This is a genomic window from Brachybacterium sp. GCM10030252 (assembly GCF_042666535.1).
GTDB lineage: Bacteria > Actinomycetota > Actinomycetes > Actinomycetales > Dermabacteraceae > Brachybacterium.
Genome location: NZ_JBHTDM010000004.1, coordinates 120,112 through 134,608 on the forward strand (window position 1 = coordinate 120,112; position 14,497 = coordinate 134,608).

At 69.6% G+C, this 14,497-nt stretch carries 12 protein-coding genes; 11 read left to right on the forward strand and 1 reads right to left on the reverse strand.

Annotated elements, in window-relative coordinates; genetic code table 11:
- Positions 1-50 precede the first annotated feature (50 nt).
- From ACFQRJ_RS02300 to ACFQRJ_RS02315, 4 genes are all read left to right on the forward strand, one after another.
- The gene (locus ACFQRJ_RS02300) at positions 51-1,034 is read left to right on the forward strand and encodes a LysR family transcriptional regulator (RefSeq protein ID WP_377016615.1); all 984 of its coding nucleotides are present in this window, start codon (positions 51-53) and stop codon (positions 1,032-1,034) included.
- Positions 1,035-1,138: 104 nt separating this feature from the next.
- On the forward strand, positions 1,139-1,513 hold the full coding sequence (locus ACFQRJ_RS02305) for a DoxX family protein (protein WP_377016617.1): 375 nt from the start codon (positions 1,139-1,141) through the stop codon (positions 1,511-1,513).
- A gap of 186 nt (positions 1,514-1,699) precedes the next feature.
- Entirely contained in the window at positions 1,700-2,275 is a 576-nt protein-coding gene (locus ACFQRJ_RS02310) for a DUF664 domain-containing protein (RefSeq protein ID WP_377016619.1), read from the forward strand.
- Between the two features lie 79 nt (positions 2,276-2,354).
- Positions 2,355-3,314 carry a squalene cyclase gene (locus tag ACFQRJ_RS02315; protein ID WP_377016621.1) on the forward strand — a complete coding sequence of 320 codons (960 nt, stop codon included), beginning with the start codon at positions 2,355-2,357 and terminating at the stop codon, positions 3,312-3,314.
- Here the strand turns inward: ACFQRJ_RS02315 and ACFQRJ_RS02320 are convergent.
- Complete coding sequence (locus tag ACFQRJ_RS02320) at positions 3,292-4,263, reverse strand: SMP-30/gluconolactonase/LRE family protein (RefSeq protein ID WP_377016623.1); 972 nt, start codon at positions 4,261-4,263, stop codon at positions 3,292-3,294. The two genes, ACFQRJ_RS02315 and ACFQRJ_RS02320, sit on opposite strands and share 23 nt — an antisense overlap.
- Before the next feature lie 382 nt (positions 4,264-4,645).
- Between ACFQRJ_RS02320 and ACFQRJ_RS02325 the strand changes: the two genes are divergently transcribed.
- The 7 genes from ACFQRJ_RS02325 to ACFQRJ_RS02355 all read left to right on the forward strand — a co-directional run bounded on the left by ACFQRJ_RS02325 (position 4,646) and on the right by ACFQRJ_RS02355 (position 14,440).
- Entirely contained in the window at positions 4,646-6,283 is a 1,638-nt protein-coding gene (locus ACFQRJ_RS02325; RefSeq protein WP_377016625.1) for an ABC transporter substrate-binding protein, read from the forward strand.
- Positions 6,284-6,375: 92 nt separating this feature from the next.
- Positions 6,376-7,389 (forward strand): ABC transporter permease, encoded by a 1,014-nt coding sequence (locus tag ACFQRJ_RS02330; RefSeq protein WP_377017262.1) that lies wholly within the window; start codon positions 6,376-6,378, stop codon positions 7,387-7,389.
- Between the two features lies 1 nt (position 7,390).
- Positions 7,391-8,443 carry an ABC transporter permease gene (locus ACFQRJ_RS02335; protein WP_377016627.1) on the forward strand — a complete coding sequence of 351 codons (1,053 nt, stop codon included), beginning with the start codon at positions 7,391-7,393 and terminating at the stop codon, positions 8,441-8,443.
- The gene (locus tag ACFQRJ_RS02340; protein ID WP_377016629.1) at positions 8,440-10,158 is read left to right on the forward strand and encodes an ABC transporter ATP-binding protein; all 1,719 of its coding nucleotides are present in this window, start codon (positions 8,440-8,442) and stop codon (positions 10,156-10,158) included. The genes ACFQRJ_RS02335 and ACFQRJ_RS02340 overlap by 4 nt, the downstream gene beginning before the upstream one ends.
- A 196-nt stretch (positions 10,159-10,354) precedes the next feature.
- A complete protein-coding gene (locus ACFQRJ_RS02345; RefSeq protein ID WP_377016631.1) occupies positions 10,355-11,602 on the forward strand; it encodes a metallophosphoesterase family protein in 1,248 nt (415 codons plus the stop codon).
- A gap of 241 nt (positions 11,603-11,843) precedes the next feature.
- Positions 11,844-12,797, forward strand: coding sequence for a TIGR03557 family F420-dependent LLM class oxidoreductase (locus ACFQRJ_RS02350; protein ID WP_377016633.1), 954 nt, complete (start codon positions 11,844-11,846; stop codon positions 12,795-12,797).
- Positions 12,794-14,440 carry an alpha-amylase family glycosyl hydrolase gene (locus ACFQRJ_RS02355; RefSeq protein WP_377016635.1) on the forward strand — a complete coding sequence of 549 codons (1,647 nt, stop codon included), beginning with the start codon at positions 12,794-12,796 and terminating at the stop codon, positions 14,438-14,440. The genes ACFQRJ_RS02350 and ACFQRJ_RS02355 overlap by 4 nt, the downstream gene beginning before the upstream one ends.
- Positions 14,441-14,497: the final 57 nt, after the last annotated feature.

The following is a 14,497-nucleotide window of genomic DNA, read 5'->3' on the forward strand; positions in this document are numbered from 1 at the left end:
CTACGCGTCCAACAGCTTGCGCAGATGGTATTGAGAAGCAGGAGCGGTCAATGGAGTTTCGTCAGATGGAGTACGTGCTCGCCCTCGCCGAGGAGCGGCACTTCACCCGCGCCGCGGATCTGGCGGGCATCTCCCAATCCGGGCTGTCCTCGGCGATCCGCAGCCTCGAGGACGAGCTCGGCACGTCCCTGTTCCGACGCACCACGCGTCGGGTCGAACCCACCGCCGCCGGGCTGGCACTGCTGCCGCATGCCCGGGCGATGCTCGATGAGGCGGCGCAGGCCCGCGACGCCGTGGTGCGGGTCAGCCGCACGGTGACCGGGTCGCTGCGCGTCGGCGCAGAGCAATGCCTCGGGCTGGTCGATGTCGCCGGGCTGCTGGAGCGATTCCACCGCCGCTACCCGCTCGTGGAGACCGAGTTCGTTCAGTCCGGTTCGCATGAGCTGGTCGAATCCGTCCGCGCCGGCGGGCTCGACGTCGCCTTCGTGGCCACCACCCGGCATCTGGCCTCAGTGCGCCATGTGCCCCTGGGCCACGAGCCCGTCGTGCTGCTGACCTCGCCCGGGCATCCGCTGGCGCATACGGATCCCACCTGGGAACAGCTGGAGGGCCAGGACTTCGTCGACTTCGGCTCCTCCTGGGGAGTGCGCACCCTGAACGACGAGGCGTTCGCGGCCCACGGCGTCACTCGCCGCGTGCGCTGCAGCGTCAATGACGTGCACACCCTGCTCGATCTGGTGCGCCGCGGTCTGGGCATCGCCATCGTGCCGCAGCATGTGGCGGCGAAGCCGCAGGCAGCCGAGCTGATCCGGCACTCGCTGCACGGTGCCTCGGTCGCGGACTGGACCGTCAGCGCCATCAGCCCGCGCCAGGACCGGGCGGACCTGCCTGCCGGGATGCTGCTGGAGCTGCTGGGCGAGTCCCATGCGACTGCCGAGAGCGCGGTCACCGCCGGCTCGACCGGCGTGCAGGAACCGGCGACCGCGCCGGAGCCCAGCCCGGTTCCGGCACGGGCCGGCGACCTCGCTCAGTAGGAACGAGAATGCGGAATCGGTGACAGAGGAGGCCAGGAGGCGGATAATCGTCCACCCGGCATCGGTGCCATCGGTGCCGGACCGACGTCACGAGGAGACGCACCATGAACGTGTTCCTGTGGATACTGTCCTTCGTCCTGGCCGCCGTCTTCATCGGTTCCGGTGCCGCGAAGCTCCTCACCTCTCGCGAACAGCAGATCGAGCGCACGCCCTATGCCGAGGATTTCCCCCACTCCGTGGTCCTGGGGATCGGCGTGCTCGAGATCCTCGGTGCGATCGGCCTGATCGTGCCCGGGCTGACCGGTATCGCCACGGTGCTCGTCCCCTTCGCCGCCGCCGGGCTCGCGATCACCATGGTCTTCGCCGCCCTCGTGCACACCCGGCGCGGCGACGGCGTGATGGCCACGCTGCCCTCGGTGGTGCTGGCGATCCTGTCGGTCGTCGTGGCGTGGTCCCGTTTCGGCCCGTACCAGCTCTGAGAGGCACCCGGGTCACGGCGTCATCGCGTCCCGTCGGACCGAAGCGGCGTCGCCGCAGAGGGAAGCGGCGCGTCTGCGGAGGGAACCGCCGCTTCTGCGGACAGTTTCTGTCCGCACGCTCCGCGACAGTGGACCCTGAGCGGCCGGACGGCCGTCTCGCCCCGCCTCAGCCCCCAGGAGCCTCGGATGCCTTTCCTCACCGCCGATATCACCACGGAGCACGACGGCCTGGCCACCTTCGCCCTCCAGCAGTACCGCCAGCTCGCCACGGCCCTGCACGGGCTGAACAGGGACCAGCTGGCCGCCACACCGAGCGCGTCGGCGATGAGCCTGGGAGCTCTCGCCCGGCACGCGATCCTCATGGTCGAGAACGTCACCGCCGGAATCCTCGCCGCTCCGGGAAATGCCTCCGAACCCGAGCGCGAGCCCGCGCAGGCTTATGCCGAGGGCACCATTGATCCGTCGGCCGTGCGGGAAGGTGACACCGCCGAATCGCTCAGCGCCGAGCTCGATGCCGTGGCGAGCCGGCTCGCCGAGGCGATCCGCGCCGCGGATCTCGAGACGTCCGTACCGGTCCCGGATCGTCCGTGGTTCGTGGGCTGCGAGAACTGGACGGTGCGCTGGTGCGCCCTGCACGCGATCGAGGAAGGCGCGCGCCATGCCGGCCACGCGGACATCCTGCGCGAATCGATCGACGGCAAGGGAGCGTACGAGCTGAACGCCCTGGCCGAAGGGCAGCCCTGGCCGCCCCCGGGCTGGTGACCGCCGGCGATGACCCGGGGTCGCGGTGTACGACGTCGCGGTCAGCGACAGCGCGGGCCCGCAGTGGCAGAGTGGGTCCATGTCACCCACCGACGTGATCGCCTGGCTGCTGGACTCCGACCCCGCGCTGCGCTGGCAGGTCGAGCGCGACCTGCTCGATCTCCCGGCCGAGCAGTGGGAAGCCACCCGCGCCCGCATCCCGCGAGAGGGCTTCGGCGCCGCGCTGTTGGACCGCCAGGATCCTGACGGGCAATGGGCCGGTGGTGCCTTCTTCCCGGCGGGGTTCTTCGACGATCCGGCCAACCGGAATCTGCCCGGCCAGCCCTGGACGGCGACCACCTGGACGCTGACCACCTTGCGCGAATGGGGCATGGACCCCGCCCCGCTCATCGATCGCGGCACACCTGAGCTCCTGGCCCGGAACTCCCACTGGGAGTACGACCGGACGCTCCCGTACTGGGGCGGTGAGGTCGATTGCTGCATCAACGCGATGACGCTGGCCAACGGGCTCTGGCTCGGAGTCGACGTCGAGCACCTCGCGACCTGGTTCGTCGAGCACCGCCTGCCCGACGGGGGCTGGAACTGCGAATGGGCCAACGGGTCGGTGCGCTCCAGCTTCCACTCGACCCTGAACGCCGTGCGGGCGCTGCTGGTCCACGAGCAGGCCACCGGCGGGACCGAGGCCACTCGCGCGGCCCGGGCATCGGGGCAGGAGTACCTGCTCGCCCGCACTCTCACGCGGCGACTGAGCACCGGCGAGCTCGTCGGCCCGTGGGTCGATACGTTCTTCTACCCCACGCGGCACATCTACACCGCTCTCGGCGCGCTGGAGCACTTCCGCCGCGCCGGCGTGCGCGACCCGCGGATGGCCGAGGCGGTCTCCATGGTCCGCGAGGCCCAGCAGCCCGACGGCACCTGGCTGCAGCAGATGGTGCTGCCGGGCCACGTGTGGTTCGAGATCGATGTGCCTGACGGCGAGCCGTCTCCATGGGTGACGCTGCAGGCTCTGCGGGTCCTCAGGTGGTGGGGGGAAGGCTGACGTCCGATCGGCGCCCGCGGGCTGCCCGGGCGGCATCCACCGTGGAGGTGCGTACCCGGTAGAGGCTGGTGGTGGCGACGATGTACAGGGTCCGCCCGTCGTCCCCGCCGAAGCACAGGTTGGCGACCTTCTCCGGCACGGGCAGATCCAGCAGGCGCTCACCCGCCGGCGTGAACACCTGCACGCCGGACCCGCTCGAGCTCCAGATCCGGCCCTCGACATCCACCCGGATGCCGTCGGGCAGGCCGGGGGAGACCTCGGTGAGGATCCGACCGTTCTTGGCGTGCCGGCCCTCGACGACGTCATAGACGTGGATCGCGTGCCCGCGGGGCCGCCGCGGGTTCGGATTCTCCTGATCGGCGGGGGAGCGGGAGGAGTCCGCGACGTACAGCAGGCTCTCGTCGGGGGAGAAGGCGAGACCGTTGGGGGCCTCCACGTCGATCACCACGGGTGTGAGGGCTCCGGTGCCGGGGTCGAGCCGGAACACGTACCGGTCGCCGTACTCCTCCTCGCCGGGATGCCCCTCGACCTCTCGCTTGATGCCGTAGGAGGGATCGGTGAACCAGATCGCGCCGTCGGAGCTGACGACCACGTCGTTCGGGGAGTTCAGGCGGACCTCCCCGAAGCGGTCGGCGACGGTGACCGGCCGGTGCTCGTCGCCGGGGCCGACGGCGGTGTCGCGCTGGACGGCACGGCGACCGTGGGAGCATTCGATGACGTATCCCTCGAGGTCCAGAGTGCGGCCGTTGGTGAACTCGACGCCCTCGGCGAAGACGCTCAGCTCGCCGGTGGTCTCCGAGTACTCCAGGATCCGGTTGTTCGGGATGTCGCTGAAGCGCAGGGCGCGGCGCAGCGGGACCCAGACGGGCCCTTCCGCCCAGATCGCCCCGGTGGCGACCTTCTCGAGCTGGGCGCCGTCGGCCAGGAGCGGCGGAGGTTCGGTGGTCATGTGGATCTCCTCGGTGATGGGGGCTCCTCGGCACCATCGGAGAACGCCCGCATCCGCGCGAGGCGTCAAGGTGCCGGGACGTCGACTCCGACTGGTGGGCACAGATCCTATGGTCACGACGCCTCCTCGGCCGAGAGAACGGCGCGGAGCCGGGAGAGATCGTTGCCCGCGCTCACGGTATTTCGCCCTCCTCACGCCAGAATCCGGGCCATTCCAATAACGGTTCGGCAAACGTGGACGCCGATCCGTGCCTGCGGGCGGGCCGGAGCATTTGGCAGTGCTAGGTTCCAGGGCACACCATGGGTGCGCCATGCCACACGAGGCCGCTGCGTGCACCACAGTGCCGTGACCACGCGGCCTGCTTCATTCCCTGGAGGAACCCATGTTCGATGCCGCTTTCACCCCCAAGCGACGGACGGTGCTGCTGACCGCGGCCGGAGCCCCGCTGCTGCTCTCGGCCTGCGCCCAGACCTCCGAGGACGGGGGCAGCGGGGGAGGCGGCGGCGAGGGCGCTCTGACCGTCGGCACCACCGACAAGGTCACCGCCCTGGACCCCGCCGCGGCCTACGACAACGGCTCATCGACCGTGTGGGCCCAGGTCTACGGGTACCTGCTGAACACCAGCATCGGCTCCGAGGACGGCGCGCCCGAGCCCGACCTGGCCGAGACGGCTGAGTTCACCAGCGAGAACGTCTTCACCGTGACGCTCCAGGAGGGCCTCACCTTCGCGAACGGCAATGAGCTCACCAGTGAGGACGTCAAGCACAGCTTCGATCGCCAGCTCGCGATCGCCGACCCCAACGGACCCTCGAGCCTGCTGGCGAACCTCGACAGCGTGGAAGCCGTCGACGACCTGACCGTCGAGTTCCACCTCAAGGAGCCGAATGATCAGACGTTCCCGTACGTGCTGACCAGCCCCGCCGGTCCCATCGTCGACGCCGACGTGTTCCCCGCCGACGAGGTGCTGCCCGACAACGACATCGTCTCCGAGAAGGCCTTCTGCGGCCCGTACCAGATCACCAGCTGGAAGCTCAACGAGCTGGTCTCCTATGAGGCCTTCGAGGACTACAAGGGTCTGTTCGGCAAGCCCTCGAGCTCGAGCGTGTCGATGACGTACTACGCGGATCAGAACAACATGAAGCTGGACATCCAGCAGGGCAACATCGACTGCGTGTGGCGTTCGCTCTCGGCCACCGACATCGAGGACCTCGAGGGGGACGACGCCGTCGCCGTGCACGAGGGCCCCGGCGGCGAGATCCGCTATATCGTCTTCAACTTCAACACGATGCCGTACGGGGCGGAGACCGAGGACGCCGACCCGGCCAAGGCCAAGGCCGTCCGTCAGGCCGCGGCGGACCTCATCGACCGCCAGGCGATCGCCACCGAGGTCTACAAGGACACCTACACGCCGCTGTACTCGTACATCCCCGAGGGGCTGCCCGGCAACGGCACCCAGTTCCAGGACCTCTACGGCGACGGCAGCGGCGGCCCCGACCCCGCCAAGGCCCGCCAGCGGCTGGAGGACGCCGGGGTGGAGATCCCGGTGAACCTGAGCCTGCAGTACAACCCGGATCACTACGGCAACTCCTCCGGAGACGAGTACGCGGCGGTCAAGGCGCAGCTGGAGGCCGACGAGCTGTTCGTGGTGGATCTGCAGTCCACCGAGTGGGTGCAGTACTCGGAGGACCGCACCGCCGATGTGTACCCGGCGTACCAGCTGGGCTGGTTCCCGGACTACTCCGATGCCGACAACTACCTCTCGCCGTTCTTCCCCGAGGACAACTTCCTGGTCAACCATTACTCGAACCCCGAGGTGGACAAGCTCATCGCTCAGCAGCGCGGCACCCAGGACGAGGCCGAGCGCGAGGAGCTGTTCGTCCAGATCCAGGACATCGTGGCCGACGAGATCTCCACCCTGCCGCTGCTGCAGGGCGCCCAGATCGCCGTGTCCACGGCGGACCTCCAGGGCGTCACGCTCGATTCGTCCTTCAAGTTCCGCCTCGCTCCGCTCGCCAAGTGACGGCAGAGCTCGACAGCCCGGCAGCCCCCGGTGCCGCAGGACCCGGCACCGGGGGCTCCGGCCGTCCGGGGCGCGCACGTTCCTCGGGCGGGCTGGGCCGCTACATCCTCATCCGGTTCCTGCTCATCATCCCGACCGTGCTGATCCTCATGACCATGGTCTTCTTCCTCATGAGGATCACCGGGGACCCGATCACGGCCGCTCTCGGCGGCCGACTCACCCCGGACCAGCTCGCCGAGCGCCGCGCCGAGGCCGGCTACGACCGGCCACTGATCGTGCAGTACTTCGACTATCTCGGCGGGGTGCTGCGCGGGGACTTCGGCACCGCCTACACCGACAACACCCCGGTCACGCAGATCCTCACCACCTACGGCGGGGCGACCTTCGAACTGGTCGCCTACGCCGTGGTGGTCGCGCTGGTCGCCGGGGTTCCGCTGGGCATGATCGCAGCCCGCACCCGCGACCGCTGGCCCGACGCGGTGCTGCGGATCGTCGCGATCCTCGGCTACGCGACGCCGGTGTTCTTCGTCGGCCTGCTGCTCAAGCTCGTCTTCTCCGTGGGCCTGGGCTGGCTGCCGGTGGCCGGGCGCATCTCGACGCGGGGTGAGCTGACGATGGGCTCGATCCTGAACCCGACGCCGTTCTATCTGCTGGACGCGATCCGGCTGGGACGCCTGGACGTGCTGGCCGACGTGCTCAGCCACGCCCTGCTGCCGGCGATCGCCCTCGGCGTGCTGACCGGCGGCATCTTCCTGCGCCTGGTGCGCACCAACATGATCGGCACCCTGGAGATGCAGTACATCGACTCGGCCCGCTCCCGCGGCGTCGCCGAGTCCCGCCTGACCACCCGGCACGCGCTGCGGCCGGCGCTGATCCCCATCGTGACGGTGATGGGCATGCAGATCGCGATGATGCTCGGCGGCGCCGTGCTGACCGAGACCACGTTCGAATGGAACGGACTGGGCTACATGCTCGCCGAGTACATGAAGGCCCGCGACTACGTGGCCGTCCAGGGCATCGTGATGACCCTCGCCGTCATCGTCGCCGTCTCCAACTTCATCGTCGACGTCGTCGCCGCTCTGATCGACCCGCGAGTGAGGTACTGAGATGACGCTGTCGAACCCCGTGCCCCCGGGCGAGGGCGATCCCGCCGAGGCCGATCTCTCGACCGAGTCGACGATCGTGGCGGGCTCCGCCCGTGCCCCCTGGTATCTGCGCCTGCCTGTGGTCAGCCACTATCGCCGCAGCGTCGGCCTCCAGCGCGGCATGCTGGTGACGGGTCTGGTGCTCGTCGCGATCCTGCTGCTGACGGCGCTGGCGGCGCCGTTGATCGCCCCCTACGGCTTCGCGCAGACCGCGGCCGACGGCACGAACTTCGGCGGTCAGCAGCCCCCGTCGGCCGCCCATCCGCTCGGCACCACCGTGACCGGCTTCGACGTGCTCTCCCGCGTGATCTGGGGAACCCGCACCGCGGTCGCCGTGATGGCGTGCGCGGTGGTGGCCTCCCTGTTCCTCGGCGTGGCTCTCGGCCTGCTCTCCGGGTACGTCGGCGGCCTGCTGGACCGGGTGCTGGTGATGCTGGCCGATGCGATCTATGCCTTCCCCTCCCTGCTGCTGGCGATCGTCATGTCGATCGTGATCTCCGGCGGGCAGTCCAACGCGTGGGGCGGCATCCTCGCCGCAGCCATCTCGATCACGGTCGTCTTCGTGCCGCAGTACTTCCGCGTGATCCGTGCGGAGGTCGTGCGGTTGAAGGCGGAACCGTTCGTGGAGGCCGCGAAAGTGGTCGGCACCGGGCACCGCCGCATCATGGGAACCCACCTGCTGCGAAACTCCACCCGCACGCTGCCGCTGATCTTCACCCTGAACTCCTCCGAGGCCATCCTGACCCTCGCCGCGCTGGGCTTCCTGGGCTTCGGGATCGAACCCACCAGCGCCTCCGAATGGGGCTACGACCTCAACCGCGCGATGGCCGATGCCACCAGCGGCATCTGGTGGACGGGCCTGTTCCCCGGCCTGGCCATCGTGCTGGCAGTGCTCGGGGTGACCCTCGTCGGCGAATCCATCAACGACCTCAACGACCCACGGCTGCGGACCCGCAAGAAGCGATCCCGCAAGACCGTGACGGCCGCGACCACAGAGAAGCAGGCGAGCGCATGAGCGACACCGGCACCGCCACCGAGCCCGCGACGGACCGCACGGCGCGGCTCGAGATCCGCGATCTCGACGTCCACTTCGCGACCGACGCCGGCGACGTCCACGCCGTCGACGGCGTCAGCCTCGAGGTCGCGCCCGGCGAGATCCTCGCGATCGTGGGCGAATCCGGCTCCGGCAAGTCCGTCACCGCCCGCTCCATCCTGGGGCTGCTGCCCGAAACCGCCGAGGAGACCGGAGGCATCCTCATCTCCGGCACCGACGTCGTGGGCCTGACCGGGCCGCGGCTGCGCGCCCTGCGCGGCGAGGACGTCTCGATGATCTTCCAGGAGCCCTCCAGTGCGCTGAATCCGGTCTACCCGATCTGGTGGCAGATCGGCGAGGGTCTGCGTGCGCACCGGCCGAAGCTGACGCGCAAGGAGATCCGCGCCGAAGCCATCAAGGCGCTCGAGTCGGTCGGTATCCCTGATCCGGCCGAGCGCATCGACCGCTACCCCCACGAGTTCTCCGGCGGCCAGAAGCAGCGCGTGATGATCGCGATGGCGCTGGCCCTGGGGGCGGAGCTGATCGTCGCCGACGAGCCCACCACTGCCTTGGACGTCACGGTGCAGGCCGAGATCCTGGAGCTGCTGCGCGATGTCCGCGACCGCTTCGGGACCTCCGTCATCGTCATCACCCACAACATGGGTGTGGTGGCCGACCTCGCCGATTCCGTGGCCGTGATGTTCCGCGGGAAGGTGATCGAGCGCGCCGGCGTCCAGGAGCTGTTCGCCGAGCCCCGCGAGCAATACACGCAGAAGCTGCTCGCGGCCGTGCCGCACCTGGGGCGCCGCTCCGCATGGACGGAGCTGAGCACCGAGCAGCGCCAGGTGATCGAGGACGCCGACCCCGTGGTCGAGGCGAAGGACCTGGTCATCGAGTACCCGGGCCGGCTGGGGCGGCCCCCGTTCCGGGCCGTCAAGGGCGTGGATTTCACGATCCGCGCCGGAGAGGTCTACGGCCTGGTCGGCGAGTCCGGCTCCGGCAAGACCACGATCGGCCGTGCCATGGTGGGGCTGGAGCGCACCACCGGCGGCAGCCTGCGCGTGCTCGGCCACGAGATGAACGGCGTCAGGGAACGAGCGTTCAAACCCGTGCGCCGCCGTATCGGGTTCGTCTTCCAGGATCCGGCGACCTCGTTCAACCCGCACCTGACGATCGAGCAGTGCATCGCCGAGCCGCTGATCGTGCACGAGCCCTCGCTCAGCGCGGCCGAGCGCACCCAGCGGGTCCGAGACCTGCTGGAGGCCGTGGAGCTGCCCGGCGCCTACTCCGGCCGGTACCCCCACGAGCTCTCGGGCGGGCAGCGCCAGCGCGTCTCCCTGGCGCGGGCACTGGTGCTCGGTCCCGAGCTGCTGATCGCCGATGAACCGACCAGCGCGCTGGATGTGTCGGTCCAGGCCACCGTGCTGGACCTGTTCCGGGAGCTGCAGTCCCGGCTGGGCTTCGCAGCCCTGTTCATCAGCCACGACCTCGCTGTGGTGGACACCCTCGCCCATCGGATCGGGGTGCTGTACCGCGGGGAGCTGGTCGAGGACGGCCACGGCCCCGAGGTGCTGCAACGGCCCCGCCACGACTACACGCGCAAACTGATCGCCTCCCTGCCCGTGCCGGACCCCATCGAGCAGGCGAAGCGGCGCGAGGCCTTCATCCAGCAATGGGGGAGCGGGGCGGCGAGCTAGCCGATACGCCGAGATCTCTCGGCCGCCTCGGCGCGGACGAGGAGATCCAGCGCGACCGGGCACGGTCACCGTCCGCGGTTCACCGGGAATTCCGCGGGCCGACGGGCGATGCTCACGGTCGCGTCGTCGGCTGGTATGGACCCGTGGCTACGGTTCGGGAGTTCCTCACTCCTCAAGAACCAGGCACGGTGACACCATGGTCGACTCTCCGCAGAATCCCGCCCAGAACCCGTCGGCCCCGCATGCTCGGGCAGCCCGCACCCGTCGCGACGTGCTGCGCTTCTCGACCGCGGCCGCGACCGGCCTCGCCGCCGCAGGCACGATGGGAGCGGCCGCGGCGGCGCCGGTGGCGGGCACGGGCGGCGGAGCCCAGCCCAAGGACGGCGTCGTGCGCGGCGAGCTGAGCTTCCGTGAGGACGGCACGTTCACCGTCGTCCAGTTCAATGACACCCAGGACACGCACCAGACCGACGTGCGCACGATTCAGCTGCAGGAAGCGGTGCTCGACGACGTCCGTCCCGACTTCGCGCTGATCAACGGGGACGTCTTCAACGGCGGTCCCTCCACGGCGCTCGAGGCCAAGCAGGCCATCAACAACGTGGTCCGCCCGATGGAGGACCGCGGGATCGCGTGGGCCCTGACCTTCGGCAACCACGACGAGGACTCCACCGAGAAGACCGGCCTCGACGAGAACGACTACATCGACTTCGTGCGCCAGTACCGCCACAACGTGAACACCGCCGGGGCGCGCGGCATCACCGGCACCGGCAACCAGGTGCTCACGGTGACCTCCGCAGCCGGGAAGGGCGACGCCTTCGCGCTGTGGCTGCTGGACTCCGGCCGTTACGCCCCCGAGGAGATCGCCGGGCAGGACTTCGAGGGATACCCGGACTGGGACTGGCTGCGCCCGGATCAGATCCAGTGGTATCTCGAGGCCTCCCAGGAGCTGGAGAAGAAGAACAAGGCGCTCGTGCCGGGGCTCGTGTTCCAGCACATCGCCCTCTGGGAGCACCGGTTCATGTGGTTCGCCAGCGTCGACTCCCGCACCGAGGCCGACCACGCCCGGGCACTCGAGAAGCACGGGATCACCGGCGAGCGCAACGAGGACGAGTGCCCGGGCCCCTTCAACTCGGGCATGTTCTCCGCGATGCTGCAGCGCGGCGACGTCAAGGGCCTGTTCGTCGGCCACGACCACATCAACACCTACGTCGGCGACTACTACGGCATCAAGCTCGGCTATGCGCCCGGCACCGGATTCGGCACCTACGGGCTGGGCGGCGACGAGGACCACCGCCTGCGGGGCGCGCGCGTGTTCCACCTCGATGAAGGCACCGAGGACGTCCTCGCCGGCACCGAGCTGCGCTTCGCGGCTGACTACGGCATCGACCTCAGCGCGGGGGCTCAGCCCGGGGAGCCGGCGGACTTCCCCGAGGGGATCAGCTGACCGCGCCGGCCCCGAGTCGGGATCCTCTCGGTCCGAGCCAGCCAGCCGGCCTCGACGAGACGGGCGGCAGCTGGACGAAGCAACCGAGTGGTCTTCTCGGTGCTGGAGTACACGCTCCGGTGCGCATATCGTCGATGAGCACCGGTGCGCAGGACGTCGGTCGAGAACGTCGGGCGGGCCGGAGCAGAGGACGCCTTCTGTGCCGAGGACGAGACCGGCAGCGCATGATCCAGGAGTGAGCATGACGATCATCGGGTATCACGCATCCCACGAGCAGATCGCCCCCAGCACCCTGCTCGCCGACGTCCAGCGCGCCGAGGCGGTCGGGTTCGACGCCGCCCTGTGCTCGGACCACCTCGCACCCTGGGGAACGGCGCAGGGGGAGGCCGGCTTCGCGTGGAGCTGGCTCGGCGCCGCGATGGCGAGCACGACGCTGCCCTTCGGTGTCGTCACAGCGCCCGGTCAGCGGTACCACCCCGTGGTCATCGCACAGGCCGTGGCCACTCTGGCCGAGATGTTCCCGGACCGGTTCTGGGCGGCCTACGGCAGCGGCGAGGCCGTCAACGAGCACGTCACCGCAGACCCCTGGCCCGACAAGGACACCCGGCGCCGGCGCGTGACGGCGTCGGTCGAGGCGATCCGTCGTCTGCTGAAGGGCGAGCAGGTCGACCTCGACGACGTCGTGCGGATCCACCAGGCACGGATCTGGAGCCGTCCGGCCACCCAGCCGCCCGCGATCGCCGCCTCCGCCAGCCCCGACAGCGCCCGCTGGGCAGCGAGGTGGGCCGACGGAATGATCACCGTCGGCATCGACCCGCAGAGCACCTCGCAGGTGCTCAGCGCCTACCGCGACGCCGGCGGCACGGGAGAGACCATGCTGCAGGCCCATGTCAGCCTGGCCCCGAGCGAGGACGAGGCACTGGCCATCGCCACCGACCAGTGGAAGCACGCCACCGCCTCGGCGACGATGTGGGACGTCGAGCAGCCCGAGGACTTCGACGCCCTCGCGGAGCCGACTCCCGAGGCGATGCGGTCCTCCGTGGCGATCGCCGGCTCGGTCGAGCAGCTCGCTGGGCAGCTGACCGCGGCGGGCCGAGGCTTCGACCACCTCTACATCCATCACGTCGGCCAGGACCAGAGCTACTTCCTGGATCGGGCCGACGACCTGATCAGCGTCCTGAAGGAGACCCTATGAGGCCGGCCGACCGCAGCGACCTGTGGTGGCGATCCGCCGTCATCTACTGCCTGGACATCAAGAAGTACCAGGACTCCGATGGTGACGGGCTCGGCGACATCGACGGCCTTCTCGACCGCATCGAGTATCTCGCCGATCTCGGCGTGACCTGCCTGTGGCTGATGCCGTTCCAACCCACGCCGGATCGGGACGACGGCTACGACGTCACCGACTACTTCGGCGTCGACAGCCGCCTGGGCGATCTCGGCCGGTTCGTCGAACTGATCCGCGTCGCCCACGACCGCGGCATCCGCGTGATCATCGACCTCGTCATCAACCACACCTCCGATCAGCACCCGTGGTTCGTCAATGCCCGCAGCAGCCGCGACGCCCGGCTCCGCGACTTCTACGTCTGGCAGGATGAGCCCACCGACGATGCCGGCAGCAACGTCTTCCCGACCGAGGAGGACGGTGTCTGGCAGTACGACGAACAGACAGGGCAGTACTACCTCCACCACTTCCATCACCACCAGCCGGACCTCAACCACTCCAATCCCGAGGTGCGTTCGGAGATCTCGCGCATTCTCGGATTCTGGCTCGAGCTCGGGGCCGACGGCTTCCGGATCGACGCGGTGCCGTTCCTGATCCACCCGCCCGGAGCGGGGAACCAGAGCGACCCCCACGCCTTCCTGCGCGAGCTGCGGCGGTTCGTCGCCCGGCGCTACGGCGGCGCGGCGCTGCTGGGCGAGGTGGGCCTGGACCACCAGGACCAGCTGGACTACTTCGGCAACCCGGGTGTGGAGCTGGACCTGCAGTTCGACTTCGAGACCGCCGAAGCCGCCTTCCTCTCCTTCGTCCGCCACGATCCCGCGCCGCTGGCGACGGTGCTGCGGGAGCTGCCTGCGGTCGACGTCAGTCAGGGCTGGGCCAGTTTCCTGCGCACCCATGACGAACTCAATCTCGAACTGCTCGGCGATGCCAAGGAGGAGGTCTTCGAGGCGCTCTCACCGGACCCGCGCCAGCGGGTGTACGGGCGGGGCATCGTGCGGCGACTGGCCCCGATGCTCGGCGGGGACCAGCGCAGGCTCCGCCTGGCCTACAGCCTCCTGTTCTCCCTGCCCGGGGCACCGGTGCTCTACTACGGCGAGGAGATCGGGATGGGGGAGCCGGCCGGCACCGAGGATCGCTCCGGCGTGCGGACCCCGATGCAGTGGCACTCCGGGCGCAATGGCGGGTTCTCCACCGCGCGCCGCGACGACCTCGTGGAGCAGCTGCCCGAGGGCGACTACGGCCCCGAGCGTGTCAACGTCTACGACCAGCTGCACGATCCCGACTCCCTGCTGTCCTTCCTCAAGACGCTGATCGGTGAATACCGTGCGACCCCGGAGATCGCCTTCGGTGACCTCGCGGTCCTGGAGACAGGAGAGGGGAGCGCCCTCGCCCATGCCGCGGTCTCCGATGGGGCCGTCTTCGTCGCCCTGCACAACTTCGCCGACCACGACTGCACGGCCACGGTCGATGTCGGTTCCCTGTCAGTGCAGATCGCATCGGCCGATTTCCATGACCTCCTGCAGCCGGAGAGCGTGACCCGCCCGGAGAACGGTCAGCTCGAGGTCGAGCTGGGGGCGTACGGATTCCGCTGGCTGCGAGCGACCCGAGTATGATGCGACCGGCCGGGCACGCCGGGATGGCGGCCCGGCGGGCGGAGAACCCGGTTCCTC

Bases quoted from the DNA above. Each gene is read 5' to 3' on its own strand.
- ACFQRJ_RS02335 (WP_377016627.1), top strand. From the start codon at position 7,391: ATGACGCTGTCGAACCCCGTGCCCCCGGGCGAGGGCGATCCCGCCGAG.
- ACFQRJ_RS02345 (WP_377016631.1), top strand. From the start codon at position 10,355: ATGGTCGACTCTCCGCAGAATCCCGCCCAGAACCCGTCGGCCCCGCAT.
- ACFQRJ_RS02310 (WP_377016619.1), top strand. From the start codon at position 1,700: ATGCCTTTCCTCACCGCCGATATCACCACGGAGCACGACGGCCTGGCC.
- ACFQRJ_RS02300 (WP_377016615.1), top strand. From the start codon at position 51: ATGGAGTTTCGTCAGATGGAGTACGTGCTCGCCCTCGCCGAGGAGCGG.
- ACFQRJ_RS02325 (WP_377016625.1), top strand. From the start codon at position 4,646: ATGTTCGATGCCGCTTTCACCCCCAAGCGACGGACGGTGCTGCTGACC.
- ACFQRJ_RS02305 (WP_377016617.1), top strand. From the start codon at position 1,139: ATGAACGTGTTCCTGTGGATACTGTCCTTCGTCCTGGCCGCCGTCTTC.
- ACFQRJ_RS02315 (WP_377016621.1), top strand. From the start codon at position 2,355: ATGTCACCCACCGACGTGATCGCCTGGCTGCTGGACTCCGACCCCGCG.
- ACFQRJ_RS02355 (WP_377016635.1), top strand. From the start codon at position 12,794: ATGAGGCCGGCCGACCGCAGCGACCTGTGGTGGCGATCCGCCGTCATC.
- ACFQRJ_RS02350 (WP_377016633.1), top strand. From the start codon at position 11,844: ATGACGATCATCGGGTATCACGCATCCCACGAGCAGATCGCCCCCAGC.
- ACFQRJ_RS02320 (WP_377016623.1), bottom strand. From the start codon at position 4,263: ATGACCACCGAACCTCCGCCGCTCCTGGCCGACGGCGCCCAGCTCGAG.
- ACFQRJ_RS02340 (WP_377016629.1), top strand. From the start codon at position 8,440: ATGAGCGACACCGGCACCGCCACCGAGCCCGCGACGGACCGCACGGCG.